Raw genomic sequence first — 17966 nt, 5'->3', positions numbered from 1 at the left:
TGGCCTGTTCACGAGTTCCGGCCCTGGACGATCTCTTCGAAGGACGCCAGGATCTTGTCCTGCAGGACCTCCGCCAGGGCGCCGACGGTCGGGGCGGCGAAGAGCTCCCTCGGGGAGATCTCGACATCGAACGCGCGCCGCACCCTGGAGGCCACCCGCAGGCTGGTGATGGAGTCACCGCCCAGTTCGAAGAAGTCGTCGTGCGCCCCGACCCGCTCGACCGCGAGCACCTCCGCCCAGATCCGGCCGAGAGCCTCCTCGGTCGGGTTGCGCGGGGCCACGTAACCGGCGCGCGCGACCGGCCTGGACTCCGGCTCCGGCAGCGCCCGGCGGTCCACCTTGCCGTTGGCGTTCAGCGGCAGCCGGTCCAGGGTCACGAACACGGAGGGGACCGCGTAGGAGGGGAGCCGCTCGGCCAGCGCCTCGGCCAGCTCGGCCGGTGACGGCGGGGCGTGTCCCGTGGCCGGCACCAGGTAGCCCACGAGATACCTGCGCCCGGCGGCCTCCTCGCGGGCGACGACCACCGCCTCGGCCACGTCGGGGCGGGCGTGCAGCGCGGCCTCGACCTCGCCCGTCTCGATGCGGAAGCCGCGGATCTTCACCTGGTCGTCGGCCCGGCCGAGGAACTCGATGTCCCAGCCGCCCTCGCCGCCGTCGCCGCCGGCGCTCCAGCGGACCCTGTCGCCGGTGCGGTACAGCAGGCCCCCGGCACCGAACGGGTCGGCGACGAACCGCTCGGCGGTGAGCGCGGGCCGGCCGAGATACCCTCTGGCCAGACCGCTTCCCGCCAGGTACAGCTCGCCGGGGGCGCCGGGCGGCACGGGCGCGAGGTTGTGGTCCAGCACGTAGACGCGCGTGTTGTCCATCGGCCGGCCGATCGGCACGACACCCGCACCGGCGAGCCGCGGCGTCATCTCGCGGCAGGTGGCGAAGGTGGTGCTCTCCGTGGGGCCGTAGACGTGGTGGACCGCCGTTCCCGGGCAGTGCTCCATCACCCGCAGGAACGCCGCCGGTGAGGCGGCCTCGCCTCCCGTCCACACCTCGCGCAGGCCGGCGAAGCATCCGGGCTGCTCCTCGGCGAAGAGGTTGAACAGCGCCGTGGTGAGGAACATCCCGGTGACGCCGTGCGCGGTGACCAGCCGCCGTACGCTCTCCGCGTTCAGCTCGCCCTCCGCGATCACGACCCGGCCACCGGCCAGCAGGGGGACCCACATCTCGTAGGTGGCGGCGTCGAAGGCGTGCGGGGAGTGGAACAGGACACGCTCGTGCCCTCCCGATCGCCACCGCCGGTCCGCTGCCAGGCTCACGATGTTGCGGTGGGTGACCGCCACGCCCTTGGGCACCCCGGTCGAACCGGAGGTGTACATCACGTACGCCAGCCGGTCGGGGTCCGCGACGGCCTGGCCGCCGGGCGGGGGTCCGTCCAGGACCTCGTCGCCGTCCACCACGACCAACGGGACCAACGGGACCAACGGCACCTCCTCGCCGCCCGCGGCCCCCGGGGTTGCGACCCCGGCGTCCCCGGTGACCACGGCGACCCCGGCGACCCCGGAGATCCGCGGGAGCGCCGCCCGGTCCGTCAGCACCGCCACCGCCTCGGTGTCCCGCAGGATCCAGCTCAGACGGTCGGGCGGGTAGCTCGGGTGCAACGGGACGTAGGCGCCTCCCGCCTTGAGCACGGCGAGCATCGAGACCAGCGCGTCGGCGGAGCGGGCCTGGAACACCGCCACCCGCGACTCCGCGGCCACTCCCAGCGACACCAGGTGGCGCGCCAGCCTGTCGGAGCGCTCGTCCAGGTCCGCGTACGTGAGGCTCTCGCCCTCCGACACCACGGCCACCTCGCCGGGGACGGCGCGCGCCCGGTCGGCGAACAGCCGGTGCACGCACAGGCCCGGGACGTCCGTGGCCGTGTCGTTCCACTCCACCAGCATCCGGTGGCGCTCGCGCGGGGGCAGCGAGGGCAGTGACCGGATGCTCCGTTCCGGGTCGGCGGCGATCTCCTCCAGCAACGCGGTCAGGTTCTCCCCGAAGCGCCGCACCGTCGGGGGGTCGAACAGCGCCTCGTCGTGGAGCAGCACGAAGGACAGTTCCTCGCCCGGGTAGACGACCAGGTTGAGGGGATGGCCGTTCACCTCGGCGGCGTCGACGTCGCGCAGCCGCACTCCGGCGGCGGCCGGGGCGTGGTCGATCGGGTAGTTCTCGAAGACCACGATGCTGTCGAAGAGCCCCGCGCCGGGCGGCAGCTCGCTCCAGGACCGCACCTGGGGCAGCGACACGGCGTCGTGCTCGCGTGCCCGAGCCTGGTCCTCCTGCAGTTCGCGCAGCCACGGCACGAGGTGCGCGCCCTCGTCCACGACGACCCGGACCGGCAGCGTCTCGATGAAGATACCGATCATGGACTCAGCGCCCGCCAGGTCCGCGGGACGGCCGGAGACCGTCGCACCGAAACAGACGTCGCGGGCGCCGCCGTATCGGGACAGCAGGATCCCCCAGGCGCCCTGCACCAGGGTGTTCAGCGTGATCCCCGCGCGCCTGGCGTGTTCGGTGAGCCGTCGCGAGGCGGCGGCCGGCAGCCTCACGCTCACCCGCCCGGCCGCGCGGGGCCGGTGATCGGGGGCCGGTGGGCGGTCGTACGGCAGGGACGTCGGCTCGGTGAACCCGGCGAGCGCCTTCCGCCAGTACGTCTCGGCGACCGTCGCATCCCGGCCGAGCAGCCACTCGACGTGGTCGCGGAAGGGCCGGCGGGTCTCGGGCCGCCAGGCGCGTCCCTCGGTGTGCGCGGCGTAGCAGGAGAGCACGTCCGCGAGCAGCCGGTGGACGCTCCACCCGTCCAGCAGGATGTGGTGCAGGGTCCACAGGACCCGTACCCGGGTGTCGTCGAGCCGGATGATCGCCAGCCGGGTGAGCGGGGGCGTGGTGAGGTCCACCCCGGTCTCCCTGTCGAGGGCGAGCAGCCGCTCCAGCTCCGGCCGCCGCTCCGCCTCGGGCAGGTCGCGCCAGTCGTGGTGGGCGACCGGAAGTCCCGCGCGCCGGTGGACGATCTGGAGCGGGTGGTCGAGTCCCTCCCAGGCGACGGAGGTGCGCAGGACCTCGGTCCGCTCCGCGACGAGTCGCCAGGCCTCGCCGAGCGCCTCGGGGTCGGCGACTCCCTCGATCACCATCTCGAACCGGGCCGTGTAGACGTCCGAGTCCGGCGTCATCAGGCTGTCGAAGAGCATGCCGCTCTGGGTCGGGGTCAGGGGGTAGACGTCCGTCACGGTCCGGCCGTCGCCGACCAGCGCGTCGAGGCTCGCCTGGTCGAGCCGGGCCAGCGGGAAGTCCGAGGGGGTGCGCCCGCCCGCGCCCGGCTCGGCGCAGTGCCGGACGATCCGCTCCACGGTCGCGGCGAACTCGTGGGCCAGCCGCTCGACGGTGGCGGGCCGGTGCAGGTCGGGCGAGTAGTACCAGGTGACCTGGAGCCGCCCGGACCTGACGGAGCCGACGACGTCGAGCACGTGCGGGCGGTTGTCGCGCGGGTCCTGGAACAGCTCGATGCCGGAGATCTCGCGGTAGAGGTCCCCGTCGCCGGCCTCGGTGTCGAACCGGCCGAGGTAGTTGAGGCAGATCTGGGGGACGGGGTCTCCCGCGAGCGGGGAACCGTCCCGGTAACGTAGCGCGCCGTACCCCAGGCCGCGCCGCGGGACCGCCCGCACCTGCTCCTTGATCGCCTTGAGGAGGACGCCCGGCTCGTCGTCGCCGGGGACCTCCAGCAGCAGGGGGAAGTAGCTGGTGAACCACCCGACGGTGCGCGTGAGGTCCACGTCGGGGAAGATCTCCTCGCGCCCGTGGCCCTCCAGCCCGAGCAGGAGGCGGTCGCGCCCGGCCCATCCGGACACGACACGGGCGAGGGCGGCCAGCAGCACGTCGGTGATCTCGGTGCGGTAGACGTCGGGGACCTCGCGCAGCAGGGCCCGGGTGGTGGGCTCGTCCAGCTCGACGGAGACCTCGCGGGTGGTCCGCACGGCGTTGGGGAGCCCGCCCGAAGGTTCTTCCCGCGCCTCGCCGGGGCGCCCGCCGAGGCGCTCGCGGAAGGACTCGCCGAGAGGCCCGTCGAGAGGCAGCACCGCCGCGCCCGCCGCGCCGCTCACACCGGCCCAGTGGTCCAGCTCGTCGTCGAAGCCCCCGGCCCGGACATGCCCGGCCAGCCGCAGGCTCCAGTCCTGGAACGAGGTCGTCGCGGGGCCGAGGTCGACGCTCTCGCCCCGGACCAGTCGTCCGTACGCGGTGCGCAGGTCCTCCAGCAGGATGCGCCACGACACACCGTCCACCACGAGGTGGTGGGCGGTCAGCAGCAACCGCGGCCCGCGCCCGGTCCTGAACAGCACGGCGGCGACCAGCGGCCCGTCCGCGAAGTCGACACGGGCCTGCGCGGACGCCGTCTCCCGCTCCATCGCGGCGTCAAGCTCCGCGCCGGCGAGGCCGGACAGGTCCGCCAGGCGCAGGATCTCGCCGTCCTCGGACGGGACGACGCGCTGCGACGGTCCGCCCCCGCCTCCCCCGCCTCCCCCGAAGGTCCCTGCGGTCTCTGCGATCTCGAAACGAGACCGCAGCGCGTCGTGCCGCTCGACCAGCGCCGCGATCGCCGCCCGGAGGGCCGCCTCGTCGACGTCGGCGGCGAGTTCGACGGTGACGAACTGGTTGAACACCTCGGGGACGGTGAACCTGTCGAAGAGGAAGTGCTGGATGGGCGTCAGCGGTGCCCGCCCGCCCGCGGCGTCCGGCGTGCTCCCGGGACCGCCGATGGCCGCGGTGCCGCGCGCCTCGGTCACGTGGGGGCTCAGCGCGGCGATCGTCTGCCAGCGGAACAGGTCCCTGGAGGTGAGCCGCAGCCCGGCCGCGCGTGCCCTCGACACGAGCTGGATGGCGAGGATGGAGTCGCCGCCGAGGGCGAAGAAGCCGTCCTCGACGCCGACCCTCTCGACGCCCAGCACCTCGGCCCAGATCCGGGCCAGCTCCCGCTGCACGGGATCGCCCGGCGGGACGTAGCCGCCGTCCGGGCCGCCGGCCGCGCCGGGCTCCGGCAGGGCCGCGCGGTCCACCTTCCCGCGCGCGGTCAGCGGGAACTCCTCCAGGACGACGATCGCGGCGGGCACCATGTGGTCCGGCAGGACCGTGGCCGCGAAGGCGCGCAGGTCGTCCGGGCCGGGCCGGGCGCCGACCGCGGGGACCACGTATCCCGTCAGCGCCAGGCGCTCGTGGCCCGGCCTGGCCGCGGTGGCCACGACGACGGCCTCGGCCACGCCGGGGTGGCCCTGCAGCGCGCTCTCGATCTCCCCGGGCTCCACCCGGAAACCCCGGATCTTCACCTGCTGGTCGGTACGGCCGAGGTACTCCAGCTCGCCCCCGGGCAACCGGCGGACGAGGTCCCCGGTACGGTACATCCGGCCGCCGGGGACCCCGAAGGGGTCGGCGACGAACCGCTCGGCGGTCAGGTCGGGCCGGTTCAGGTAGCCCCTGGCCAGTCCGGCGCCCGCTAGGTAAAGTTCGCCCGCCACCCCCACGGGCACCGGGTTGGCGTCACCGTCCAGGACGTACGCGGCGGTGTTGGCGACGGGCGACCCGATGGGGGGCAGCGCCCCGGCCCGCCCGGCGTCGTGCCACGCGACGTCACCCGCGGTGGCCACGACCGTGGCCTCGGTGGGGCCGTAGTTGTTGACCAGCCGGTACGTCGTCCCCCGGCGCGGGCGGCGGCGGAGCACGTCCCCGCCGGTCAGGATCGCGCGCAGCCGGGTGCCCGCGAAGGCGGGCTCGTCCAGGACGGCGTCCAGCCGGGGCGTGGGCAGGAAGCAGATCGTGGTGCCCATCCGGGCGAACCACTCCACCAGCGCGGCCGAGTCGTCCAGCGTGTCCCGGTCCGGCAGCGCGACCCTGGCCCCGGCGCAGAGGTAGGGCCACAGCTCCCACACGGCGGCGTCGAATCCCAGCGACGCGACCTGGGAGGCGCGGTCCTCGGGGACCACCTCGAACGCCTCGTTGTGCCAGGCGCACAGGTCGGCCAGATTGCGGTGCTCGACCATCACGCCCTTGGGACGGCCGGAGGAGCCCGAGGTGTAGACGATGTAGGCCAGGTCCGCGCCGTCCACCACGGTGTCGGGCTCGGTGTCGGGCTCGGTGTCGGGCTCGGTGACCGGGCCCGGCACCGCCCGGCCGGTGTCGCCCGGCCCGCCGGCGCGCGGTCGCGCCGCGAGGACGTCCAGCGGCACGGTCACGACGTTCAGGCCGGAGGCCGTGGCCGCCATGGCCGCCGTGGCCGCCGTGGCGCGGTCGGTCAGCACGACCGGCGCGCCGGTGTCGGCCACCACGTAGGCCAGCCGCGCGGCCGGGGTCTCCGGGTCGAGCGGCACGTACGCGCCACCGGCCTTCAGCACGCCGAGGAGGCCCGCGACCAGCTCGGGGCCGCGCTCGGCGCACACCACGACGGGCACGCCGGGACCCACCCCGAGCGCGCGCAGGCGGCGGGCCACCCGGCCGGCGCGCCCGTCCAGCTCGGCGTAGGTCAGCGTCCCGTCCCGGTGCTCCAGCGCGACGGCGTCCGGCGCCAGCCGCACCCGTTCGGCGAACGCGCGGTGGACGGGGAGGGCTGCGCCGCGATCCCTGACCGCGCCGTTCCATCCGGCCAGAGCCCGCCGCTCGGCCTCGGTCAGCAGCGGCAGCCGGGCGAGTGGCCGGTCGGGATCCTCGGTCACGGCGGCCAGCAGGACCTCCAGGTGGCCGGCCATGCGCTCGATGGTCACGCGGTCGAACAGGTCGGTGCTGTACTCGACCATCACGTCCAGGGCGCCCTCGCGCTCGACGAACTCCAGCGTGAGATCGAAGATCGACGACACGTGCGGGAGGCGGAAGCTCTCGGTGCGCACGCCGGTGAACGTCAGCGGCCTCTCCGGTACGTTCTGCAGCGCCACCATCGCCTGTACAAGGGGGGTACGGCTCGGGTCGCGCCCGTCGCTCAGCTCGTCCACCAGGCGCTCGAACGGGACGTCCTGGTTGCCGAAGGCGCCGAGCACCGTCTCGCGCACCCGGCCGAGGAACTCGGTGAAGGACGCCCGCCCGTCGACCTCCGACCGGAGCACCAGGGTGTTGATGAAGCATCCGACGAGCGGTTCCAGCTCGGGGCGGTCCCGTCCGGATATGGGGGTGCCGACCGCGATGTCCCGCTGGGAGGAATGGCGGGCGAGCAGCACCTTGCAGGCGGCGGTCAACGTCATGAACAGCGTGGCGTCGTTGCGCGCGGCGAGCCTGTTGAGCGCGGCGGTGAGCTCGGCGGACAGGGTGAAGTGGTGGGCCGCTCCGGCGGAGGACCGTACCGGCGGACGTGGCCGGTCGGTGGGCAGTTCGAGGGGGGACAGCCCGGCCAGCTGCTCCCGCCAGTAGTCGAGCTGCCCGCGGAGGGCCTCGTCGGTCCACCGTTCCCGCTGCCAGACGGCGTAGTCGGCGTACTGGACGGTCAGCGGCACCGGTCCGGCCCGGCCCGTGTCCGCGGCGCCGTCTCCGGTCCCGTCCCCGGCGGCGTCCCTGGCGGCGTCGTACAGCATGCTCAGCTCGTCGGCGAGCAGGCCCATCGACCAGGCGTCGATCACCGAGTGGTGCACGGTCAGCACCAGCAGGTGCTCGTGCTCGGCCCGGCGCAGCAGGGCCGTCCGGAGCACGGGCCCGCGCGCCAGGTCGAAGGGCCGGCTCACCTCCTGGCGCAGCAGGCGCTCCAGTTCCTCCTCCCTGAGCCCCGAGGCGTCCATCGTGACCAGCGGGGCCTCGATACGCCCGACGGGGTGGACCACCTGGAACGGCTCGCCGCCGGTCGAGGAGATGGTCGTGCGCAGCGACTCGTGCCGTGCGACGAACCCGCGCAGGGCCGTCTCGAGCGCGGCGGGATCCAGCTCGCCGAGCAGCCGGTAGCCGAACCGGACATTGTACTCGGTGGCGTCGGGGTCGAATTCGTGGAAGAACCAGAACCGCCGCTGGGGGAAGGACAGCGGCAGCTCCCGGTCGCGGGACACCGGGACGACGGAGCCGTCCGTCCCGCCGGCGCCACCCGTTTCGTCCCCTCCCGGGGTGACCGACGCCGCCAGCGCGGCGATCGTCCGCATCTTGAACAGGGCGCGGGCGGGAAGGTCGGCGCCGAGGGCCGCCCTGATCCGCGGGAGCACCCGGAAGGCGAGCAGGGAATTGCCGCCGAGCTCGAAGAAGTCGTCCTCGACGCCGACCTGGTCGATGCCGAGGACCTCGGCCCAGATCTCGGCGATCGCCTTCTCCGCGTCGTTGCGCGGGGCGCCGTAGCCGGCGTCGGTGCTGTCCCGCCGCGTCGGCGCGGGCAGTGCCGCGCGGTCGAGCTTGCCGCTGGCCGCCAGCGGCAGCCGGTCCAGGGCGAGGAACGCCGAGGGGATCATGTGCTCCGGAAGGGTCCGTGCCAGGAACTCGCGCAGCTCCGCCGCGGGGACCGTCTCACCCGAAGGGACGAAGTAGGCCAGCAGCCGCGTGTCCCGCGAGCCCTCCCGCGAGGGCACCACGGCGACCTGGGCGACCCCGGGGTGCCCGGCCAGCACCGACTCGACCTCGCCGGGCTCGACGCGGTGGCCCCGGATCTTCACCTGGTCGTCGGTGCGCCCCAGGTACTCCAGGTCCTCGTCGGGCAGGCGCCGCACCAGGTCGCCGGTGCGGTACATCCGCTCGCCCGGCCCGCCGTACGGGTCGGCGACGAACCGCTCGGCGGTCGCGCCGGGCCTGCCGTGGTAGCCGCGGGCCAGCCCCGCACCGGCCACGTACAGTTCTCCGGGCACACCCTCGGGGACGGGCCGCAGGGAGCGGTCGAGCACGTAGGCGCGCGTGCCGCGCATCGGCCTGCCGATCGCGACGGGGCCGGACAGCGGCCCGGCCCCGGGCTCGACCCTGAAGGAGACGCAGCCGACGGTCGCCTCGGTGGGGCCGTACTCGTTGACCACCGTCACGCCGGGATGCCGCGCCCGCCACCGGTCGAGCACCTCGCCGCGCAGCGCCTCCCCGCCGATCACCAGTTCCGCGGTCGGTGAGCGATCCTCGGGCAGGCTCTCCAGGATCGGCAGGTGACTGGGGGTGATCTTCAGGAACGACGGCCGCTCCCGGGCCTCGCCGGGACGTCCGCCGTCCAGCTCGCCCGCCTCGACCCGGCCGCCCGCCGCGAGAGGGCCCCACAGCGCGGTCACCGTCAGGTCGAACGACGTCGACGTGTGCAGCAGGGCGGTACCCGCCAGCCCCGGGTAGTCGCGCTCGCAGCACGCCAGGTAGCTCGCGAGCTGCCGGCGCTCGACCAGCACGCCCTTGGGGCGGCCGGTGGAACCGGAGGTGTAGATCGCGTACGCCAGGTTCGCCGGGCCCGCCTGGTGGCCGGGCGCGGTGACCGGCTCGCACGCGATCAGCGGCCCGTCACCGTCCAGGCAGACCACCCGCGCGGAGGTCGCGGGCAGCCGATCCCGCAGGTGCGCCTGGGTCACGACGGCGGCGGCGCCCGCGTCGGTGAGGGCGAACTCCAGGCGGCCGACCGGATTGTCCGGGTCCAGCGGCACGTAGGCACCGCCCGCCTTGAGCACGCCCAGCAGCGCCACGACGAGTTCCACACCGCGCTCCGCGAAGACGCCGACGAGCGTGTCAGGGCCGACGCCACGGGCGCGGAGGTGGTGTGCGAGCTGGTTGGCGCGGGCGTCGAGCCGCCCGTAGTCGAGCGACTCCCCGCCCGAGACGACGGCCGTCGCCCCGGGGGCGCGGCGCACCCGCTCGGCGAACAGTTCGAGCAGGTCCCGGTCCCGGGGCTGCCCGGCGGTGTCCGGGAACGGGTGTGCGGCGGCGCCCTCGGGCGCGCGTACGGACGATGCGTCGTGAGTCACGCTGACTCCTGCCTTCGAAGACGTGTCCGGTGGATCGGCGGCGGTCCGTCGGCGGTGCGGGTAACGGTCCCGCGGTGGCCCGGTGACGGGAGGCCGGGTCAGTAGATGACGCGGGAGGAGGCGTTCAGCCTGAACTCCCGGGATTTGCGCAGGTCCCTCGTCACGTTCAGGCGGCGCAGCCAGCGGTCCGTCCCGTCGAAACGCGCACTGAAGGGCTTACGCCCGTGGACGGCCTTGTAGTTGTCGATGAGGCAGATGTCGCCGGGTTCGAGAACGACACCGGTCATCGTGGAATCGATCGCCGCGCCGAACGCCTCGAGCGCTTTCCTCGCGTCCTCGTCCTGAACCCCTTCCATATAGTGCGGGTCGATACGGATGTACGGCTCTTCGGGGTCGCCGAAAAGGACCGCCACCGGATCCGGGGTGTCCAGCGCCCGATCGACCTGGCGATAACTCCGGTTCCGCAGGGCTGCGACCCTCTCGTCGTCGTCGGTCACCGGGGATCGATTGGCGGGACGGTGGGAGTCGTCCGGAAGAATGTAGAAGCGTTCCTGCGAGAGAACGGCGCGGACGTCGTCGTCGATACGCACGTCGGAGACATCGGCATAGGTCGTCTCGACCCTGTCGGGATTGCGCAGGCACATCAGCGCGAGATAGTCGGTGCGCAGCGGGTGGAACGCGTCCTCGGTGTGCCACACGAGTGTCTCCTCGCTGCTCCAGCCGATCTGCTCGTGCTCGTACCCCTTGATCGGGAAGACGTCGTGCATGATGTAGCCACCCTGCTGCGTGGCCCACCCGATGGGGTCTCCCAGCAGGGACGCGATGAGGAAGAACGCGATGTCGTGCTCGATGGTGGGCGAGGGAACCGGCTTGTTCTTCCAGTCGGCGGGGGTCGGGCCGATCCCCGCGTCGTCCACCGGGAACCCGGAGATCACCAGGATTCCCGAAGGCTCGGTGAGACGAAAATCGTTGAGCGCGGCGCGAAGGTTCCGGGGAAGCTCCTCGGCGTACGTCCGGCTCTCACGCTGGAAATCGACGGACTCGACCGTCTCGTAACGCCGGGAGAGTTCGCGGACGACGTGTTCGATCGCCATTACGTCGTCGTTCCGCAGTTGTAATGTCAGCACAAGCGACTCCCTCTGCCAACGGTAATCGTCTGTTGCGAATCACCGCGCCCGGCGACGGTTGTTCGTCACCGGCCCGATTCGAGCCTCCATCGCCGCGGGGCCCGGGTTCAACGTCTTTGACTTGGAGGCTAAACAGCACAGTCAGCGCGGGCCGCGTGCTACCTTCTTGGAAGGTTCTATTCTCCGGACCGGCCTTCGCCCACGTCGCCGTGCTTTCGATCCGCCGGCGCGGAACAACGGAGACCATGTCTCTCCGGATGTAAGGTCGCCGCCTTTTCGGCCAGCCGTTTCCGGGACGCCACCGGCATGACGAGGAGAGTCACAGTGCGCCTGTCGGGTTTGACGCGGGTGACCAGCGCCGCCGCGCATCTGCAGGTATTCGCGATATCCGGGATCAGCGCGGTGCTGCTGACCAGGGCCTATCTCCAGCAGGCCGGGTATCCCCAGCTCGGCGGGGGGAGCCTGCACATCGCGCACGTCCTGTGGGGCGGCCTGCTGATGATGGTGGGCCTGGGCGTCACGCTCGCCTTCCTCGGCCAGGGGGCGCGGACGTGGGGCGCGGTCGTCGGCGGAGTCGGGTTCGGGCTGTTCATCGACGAGGTCGGCAAGTTCGTCACCCAGACGACCGACTACTTCTACCGGCCGGCCGCGGGCATCATCTACCTGGTCTTCGCCACCCTGGTCACCCTCTCCCGGTGGCTGGAGGGCCGGACCGACTTCTCGCCGCGAGAGCGCACGGCCAACGCCGTCCACGCGGCGCTCATCGGGGCGACCTCCGGGCTGACCGTGGAGCAGCGGCAGGCCGCCGTACGGCTGGTCCAGGGCTCCGACGACGCGCTCGACGCGGCGGTGGTCCGGCTGCTCGGCATGGTGCCGGCCCGGAAGACCACTCCCGGATGGTTCCGGACCTGGTCGGCCCGCGCCCGCGCCACCCTCGACGGCCTCACCCGCCGCCCCCTGCTCGTCGCCCTCGTGGTGGTCTATCTCGTCGTCCAGGCGCTCCTTCCCCTGGTGGGTCTCGCCCTGGAGAACGCGCACGACTCGCTCGGCGGCGAGCGGGAGTGGGGGGCGGTGATCGGCATGGCCGTCGCCGCGGCGACCACGGGGGTGCTGGCGATGTGGGGGACGGTGCGGCTGCGCGGGGACCGCGCGGCCGCCTTTCGGCTGTTCGGCACCGCGATGCTGGTCGATGTCCTCTTCGGCCAGGCTTTCGCGTTCGTCGTGAACCAGTTCTCCGCGCTGCCCGGCCTGGCGTCCGACCTGCTGATCCTGGCGGTCGTCTCCGCCGAGTCGCGGCGGCTGCGCACCCTGGACTGACGGGCCGGGCGGGCGACCGGAGGGCCGGCCGCGGGCCGGTCCGACGCCGGCGGCTCGGCGGGGAGGCCGCTCACGCCCGAGGCCGCAATCGGAAAGCCGGTCCCGGGCCGGTTCGACCGGACCGGGACCGGACTCGGAGGCAGGACGCCCTGGTCTGGTCGGCGGGTGCGAGCGGGAGGTCCGGCCGTCAGGCCGAGGACGGCTCCGCCATCGCCACGGCGATCTTCCGCGGACCCGTGAAGGGCTCGCGGCCGTGCGAGGCCAGCATGTTGTCGACGACCAGCAGGTCGTCACGGCGGTAGTCGAACCGTACGGACGCCGCCCGGTAGCGGTCCCTCAGGTGCTCGGCGACGTCGTCGGGGATCGTCCCGCCGTCACCGTAGTAGGTGTTGCTCGGCAGGTTCTCCTCCCCGCACATCTCCAGCAGTCCCAGCCGGACTCCCTCGGGGAGGGTGCTGATGTGGAAGAAGGTGGCGTGGTTGAACCAGACCGGCGCTCCCGTGACCGGGTGGCGGTGCACGGCCCGCCGGACCGCCCTGGTCCGCAGCCGGTCGCCGTCGAGCCACTCGGCCTGCACGCCGTTGCGCCGGCAGTAGTCCGTGACCTCGTCCCGGCTGTCGGTGTTGAACACCTGGCGCCACGACATGCCGAGCTCGTCACCGTAGTTGCGGACCACCATCCACCCGCGCCGCTCGAACTCCTCGCGGATCCGCGGGTCCATCGTGTCGTGGACGGCGCGGGTGGAGGCCAGCGGCGTGGCCCCCTGGGACGTCGGCGGCTCCAGGCAGTAGAAGTAGAGCACCATCGGCCAGGTCGCCTGGTAGGAGTTCTCGTTGTGCAGGAAGATCTCCTCCTGCGGCGGGTAGTCGGTGGAGGTGTAGACGTTGCCCTTGATCACGCTGCGCGGGGAGGAGCGCTCCTCGTAGGTCAGCGGCGCCCCGGACAGCTCGCGTACGACCTCGGCGAAGCCGTCGACGCCGCCGACCTCGAAGCCGCGGAACAGCACGGCTCCGTGCGTGGTGAGGTTCTTGCGGATCTGCTGCCGGTCGGCTCTCACCCGGTCGGAGACCCGGGTGCCGTCCCCCTCGATGACGAGGGGCAGTTCATGGCCGGTCATGCCCGCTCCCGCATCGCCTCGGCCAGCGACCTCGGGCGCATGTCGGTCCAGTTCGCGGCGATGTGGTCCAGGGCCGCCTGCCGGTCCGTCTCGGGCAGGGCGATCGTCCACCCCGCGGGCACGTCGACGAACGAGGGCCACAGGGAGTACTGCCCCTCGTCGTTGACCAGCACGAGGTAGGTACCTTCCGGATCCTCGAAGGGGTTCGAGCTCATGATGCTCTCCTTTCCGGAGATTCTCCGTCTGCGGGGTGCCGTCGGAGGGGACGCGAAGGGCGGGAGACGGCACCGGGGATCAGTTGCGCTGGGGCTGGGGGGCCATGAAGGGCTCCCCGTGCAACAGCGCCATGCCCAGGGAGGTCAGGGTGTGCAGGGCCGTGTTGCGGTTGCGGGCGGTGGTGATCAGGCCGGCCTTGCGCAGTACGGTGGCGTGCTTGCTGGCCCCCGCCAGGGAGATCCCGAGACGTTCGGAGAGCCCTCCGGTGGTGCAGCTCTCGGTGAGCGCCTGGAGCGCGGCGGCCCTGGTGTGCCCGACCAGGGCGGCGAGCGCCTCGTCGTCGGACGTCGGCGTCTCCGTCAGGTCGGACAGGATGGCCGAGGTGCACGGCGCCGAGACCACCAGGGCGGGTAACCCCGTCTCGTGCTCCCTGTCGAGGAAGAGATGGTTCCTGCCCTGCAGGAACAGTGAGGGGCTCAGCAGGAGGCCGCGTCCGCGCAGGTGGACGTCGTGGTCCTCCGTGTCGGAGACCTCCAGCACCGGCGGGTTCCAGCACAGCCTGGGGTGCAGCGTCTCCAGCAGGCACTCGACGCCGTTGGTGATCGTTATCCGGCCGTACGTGTCGCGTTCCGACTCCAGGTGCCCGCGCACCTTGCTCCAGTACGGCAGGACGGCCACCTGGCAGAATCCCAGCACGGTCGCGGTGACGCGCCTGCTGACCCACTCCTCGGCCGGCGGGCGCGGCACGGCGCGGTCCGCCGAGCGTGCGGCCATCTCGAGCAGTTCCACCGGGGTCCGGCGTTCGCGGACCAGCTGCTCCACGTTGCCGACGCCCTCCCCGAGGCGGTCACGCACGTGCCTGCGCCACGTGTTGAAGGACGCGCCGCCGTTGCGTCCGAAGAGATCGAGCGCGAACACGCTCTCGGCCACCGGTCCGAGACTCGCGACCATGCGCAGTCTCGCCAGATCCTCGACCGTGAAATGAATCCTCAACACCGCGGCCCCCAGCGTTGTTCAGAAAGATTGGTTGTTCTGTGTGTCGGAAAACGAGCTGCACTCGTGAAAGGACGCTGCCGGGCAATGGCTCCGACGCCCCCGAGACCGGCCCGCTCCGGTCTGGCCGGGCACCGGACGGCACCAGACCACCTGTGAGAATCCAGCCGGAAACCGAGAGTGACATTAACACCACTCCCCGTGGGCCCATTAACAACCCCGTAGGCCCATTGACAACCTAACTCTGGCGCTGATCGAAAGTCAACTTTCGTTGGCGAAAAAGCGAGGTTCCATACACGTCCGCTTATGAATCTCGGTCCGCCACCGCCGGGCGGTGCGCTCCAAGGCGAGTCAGAGGCACCCTGACCAGGCATTTCACGCCGAGATCGCGCATTCGGACCCCATGAGAGAAACGGACAAAACACTAATGGAACGAGTCATTGAGCACGTCGGCCCCTTGTCGCGGTGAGCGCGCCAGAAGGCGGCGGGCAGGAGACGATACGCCCTTCCGATTCGCCCGCCGGCCCACCACGCAGCGTCCGGAATGCCGCCTGACCGCTCTGTTTAGCTACCGAGTCAATGATGTGGAGACCGCCCGCTCTTTCGGTGCAAGCTTTTCGCAAGGCTGGGGAGGGTAACGCCATCGGGCCAAATGTTCCACACACCCCGGCGTCTCGCTGTGTTCTCCCGATGTTCCATTCTCACGCTCAGGGATAAGGGTTAAAAATGGTCAGAAGCGTAGTTATCGTCGGAGGTGGGACGGCGGGCTGGATGACCGCCTCGTACCTGCGGGCGGCATTCGGCGACCGGATCGACGTGACGCTGGTCGAGTCGAAGAACGTTCCCAGCATCGGGGTCGGCGAGGCGACCTTCAGCACGATCCGCCACTTCTTCGACTATCTGGGCCTGGACGAGCGCGAGTGGATGCCGGAGTGTCAGGCCACCTACAAGCTGGCGATCCGGTTCGAGAACTGGCGCGCCCAGGGCCACCACTTCTACCACCCGTTCGAGCGTCTGCGCACGGTGAACGGCTTCCCGATCACCGACTGGTGGCTGAACGAGGGCTCCGGTGACCGCTTCGACAAGGACTGCTTCCTCATCGCCTCGCTCTGCGACGCGAAGAAGTCCCCCCGCTATCTCTCCGGTGCCCTGTTCGAGCAGGACTTCACCGAGGCCGTCGGCGATCGCGGCTACCGCACCACGCTGACCGAGCAGAGCACCCAGTTCCCCTACGCCTACCACTTCGACGCCACACTGCTGGCGCGGTACCTCACGAAGTACGGCACCGACCGCGGCGTCCGTCACGTCCTCGACGACGTCGTGGACGTGAACCTCGACGAGCGTGGCTGGATCAGCGGCGTCGCCACCAAGGAGAACGGCGCGCTGCAGGGGGACCTGTTCATCGACTGCACCGGCTTCCGCGGGATGCTGCTGAACAAGGCGCTCTCCGTGCCCTTCAAGTCCTACCAGGACAGCCTGCCCAACGACAGGGCGGTGGCGCTGCGGGTGCCGGTGAACATGGCCGAGCGGGGCATCCGCCCCTGCACCACGGCCACCGCACAGGACGCGGGATGGATCTGGACGATCCCGCTGTTCGGCCGTATCGGCACCGGTTACGTCTACGCCGGCGACTACTGCACGCCCGACGAGGCCGAGCGGACCCTCCGCGAGTTCGTCGGCCCGGCCGCGGACGACCTGGAGGCCAACCACATCCGGATGCGGATCGGCCGGAGCGAGAACTCCTGGGTGAACAACTGCGTCGCCGTCGGGCTGTCGAGCGGGTTCGTCGAGCCGCTGGAGTCGACGGGCATCTTCTTCATCCAGAACGCCATCGAGCAGCTGGTCAAGCACTTCCCCGGCGAGCGGTGGGACGACCGGCTGCGCCGGTCGTACAACCGCCAGGTCGCCAACGTGATGGACGGCGTGCGGGAGTTCCTGGTGCTGCACTACCACGCCGCGGCACGCGCCGACAACGACTACTGGAAGGACACCACGACCCGGCCGGTCCCCGACGGGCTGGCCGAACGCCTGGAGCAGTGGCAGGCCAAACTGCCCGACTCCGAGTCGATCTTCCCTGGCTACCACGGGTTCGAGCCCTACTCCTACACCGCCATGCTCCTCGGGCTGGGCGGCCTCCCCGTACAGGCCCCCCCGGCGCTGAAGCTCTTCGACCGCACCGCCGCCTCCAGGGAACTGCGGCTGGTCCGCGAGCAGGCCAGGGAACTCGTCGAGAAACTGCCCAGCCAGTACGAGTACTTCGCGCACCTGCGCGACCTGTCGCCCGAGGGGCACGCCGCGTTCAGCACGGCGTGACGCGCCTCGCCGCGGCGGGCGGCCGGACACACCGGTCCGGCGCGTCGCCGTCCGCGGCCCACGAGCCGCGGGCCGCCCACGCGGTCCGCGGCCACACCGCGTGCGGCGGCCGACGCGATCGGCGCCGGTGATCACGACCGTGACCGGTCGTCGTGCGCCCTGATCGAGCGAACTACGAGGCGCCGGGTCCCGAGGGCACCGGCCGCCGGGAAAGGAGTGCCGCGGTGAAAGACCCGATCCTCGGCTTTTCTCCCTTCGACATCCCTTTCGATCCTCCCTTGGACACCCCGATCGCGCCTCCCACCGCGACACCGGCGGTCGAGCCCGCGCTGTTCAGGTCGCTGATGTCGGCCTTCCCCAGCGGGGTCGCCATCCTGACGACGGTGGAACCCGGCGGCCGGCCGTGGGGGATGACCTGCTCCTCGATGTGCAGCGTCGCGCTGGACCCGCCGACGCTGCTCGTGTGCGTCCGCAGGAAGAGCCCGACGCTGGAGGCGATGCTGAAGCTGTCGACCTTCACCGTGAACCTCCTGCACGACCACGCGCGGTACGCCGCGGAACTCTTCGCCTCGGGGGCGGCCGACCGCTTCGAACGGGTCCGGTGGCGCGCGGAGCCCTCCTTCGGCGGGCCGCACCTCGTGGACGAGGCTCATGCGTTCGCGGACTGCCGGGTCACGCGCACGGTCGAGGTGAGCGACCACACGGTGGTGTTCGGTGAGGTGTTCCGGGTGGAACAACGGACGCGGGCGGTGCCACTGCTGTACGGGCTCAGGCAGTACTCCTCCTGGTCGCCCGCCCCCCGCCCCGAGGAGCCGCGGCCGTCCGGTGGCATGCTCACGTGAGGCGCCGCAGGGGGGCGCGCCGGGCGTCCGGGACGCTCTCCACGGCGAGCGGCGGGGGGGGGGGGGGGGGGGGGGGGGGGGGGGGGGGGGGGGGGGGGGGGGGGGGGGGGGGGGGGGGGGGGGGGGGGGGGGGGGGAGGGGGGGGGGG

8 protein-coding genes are annotated in these 17966 nt (G+C 72.1%); 3 read left to right on the top strand and 5 right to left on the bottom strand.

Translation table 11 applies throughout. From position 1 onward, the window contains the following. Positions 1-8: 8 nt before the first annotated feature. Entirely contained in the window at positions 9-9893 is a 9885-nt protein-coding gene (locus ACZ6RT_RS05135) for an amino acid adenylation domain-containing protein (RefSeq protein ID WP_470152300.1), read from the bottom strand. 98 nt (positions 9894-9991) lie between these two features. Further along, positions 9992-11020: a guanitoxin biosynthesis L-enduracididine beta-hydroxylase GntD gene (gene gntD / locus ACZ6RT_RS05130; RefSeq protein WP_399188944.1), complete on the bottom strand. Its 1029-nt coding sequence runs from the start codon at positions 11018-11020 to the stop codon at positions 9992-9994. 324 nt (positions 11021-11344) lie between these two features. Here gntD and ACZ6RT_RS05125 point away from each other — a divergent pair, with 324 nt between their 5' ends. Further along, entirely contained in the window at positions 11345-12337 is a 993-nt protein-coding gene (locus tag ACZ6RT_RS05125) for a hypothetical protein (protein ID WP_399188946.1), read from the top strand. A 187-nt stretch (positions 12338-12524) separates the two neighbouring features. Here ACZ6RT_RS05125 and ACZ6RT_RS05120 read toward each other — a convergent pair whose 3' ends face one another. The 3 genes from ACZ6RT_RS05120 to ACZ6RT_RS05110 form a co-directional block, all read right to left on the bottom strand. Next, on the bottom strand, positions 12525-13454 hold the full coding sequence (locus ACZ6RT_RS05120; RefSeq protein ID WP_399188948.1) for a TauD/TfdA family dioxygenase: 930 nt from the start codon (positions 13452-13454) through the stop codon (positions 12525-12527). Next, positions 13451-13669 (bottom strand): MbtH family protein, encoded by a 219-nt coding sequence (locus tag ACZ6RT_RS05115; RefSeq protein WP_399188950.1) that lies wholly within the window; start codon positions 13667-13669, stop codon positions 13451-13453. Before ACZ6RT_RS05115 ends, ACZ6RT_RS05120 begins: the two co-directional genes overlap by 4 nt. 79 nt (positions 13670-13748) lie before the next feature. Continuing rightward, positions 13749-14666 carry an ArsR/SmtB family transcription factor gene (locus ACZ6RT_RS05110; protein WP_470152299.1) on the bottom strand — a complete coding sequence of 306 codons (918 nt, stop codon included), beginning with the start codon at positions 14664-14666 and terminating at the stop codon, positions 13749-13751. 723 nt (positions 14667-15389) lie between these two features. Here ACZ6RT_RS05110 and ACZ6RT_RS05105 point away from each other — a divergent pair. Both ACZ6RT_RS05105 and ACZ6RT_RS05100 read left to right on the top strand, forming a co-directional pair. Then, positions 15390-16976 carry a tryptophan halogenase family protein gene (locus ACZ6RT_RS05105; RefSeq protein ID WP_470152298.1) on the top strand — a complete coding sequence of 529 codons (1587 nt, stop codon included), beginning with the start codon at positions 15390-15392 and terminating at the stop codon, positions 16974-16976. 278 nt (positions 16977-17254) lie between these two features. After that, the gene (locus tag ACZ6RT_RS05100) at positions 17255-17818 is read left to right on the top strand and encodes a flavin reductase family protein (protein ID WP_399188956.1); all 564 of its coding nucleotides are present in this window, start codon (positions 17255-17257) and stop codon (positions 17816-17818) included. Positions 17819-17966: the final 148 nt, after the last annotated feature.

The sequence above is a fragment of the Streptosporangium sp. NPDC050148 genome, assembly GCF_055586505.1.
This window is presented reverse-complemented; position numbering and strand designations above follow the sequence as displayed.

Coding starts and splice junctions, on each gene's coding strand:
- ACZ6RT_RS05105 (WP_470152298.1), top strand. CDS start 15,390: ATGGTCAGAAGCGTAGTTATCGTCGGAGGTGGGACGGCGGGCTGGATG.
- ACZ6RT_RS05115 (WP_399188950.1), bottom strand. CDS start 13,669: ATGAGCTCGAACCCCTTCGAGGATCCGGAAGGTACCTACCTCGTGCTG.
- ACZ6RT_RS05120 (WP_399188948.1), bottom strand. CDS start 13,454: ATGACCGGCCATGAACTGCCCCTCGTCATCGAGGGGGACGGCACCCGG.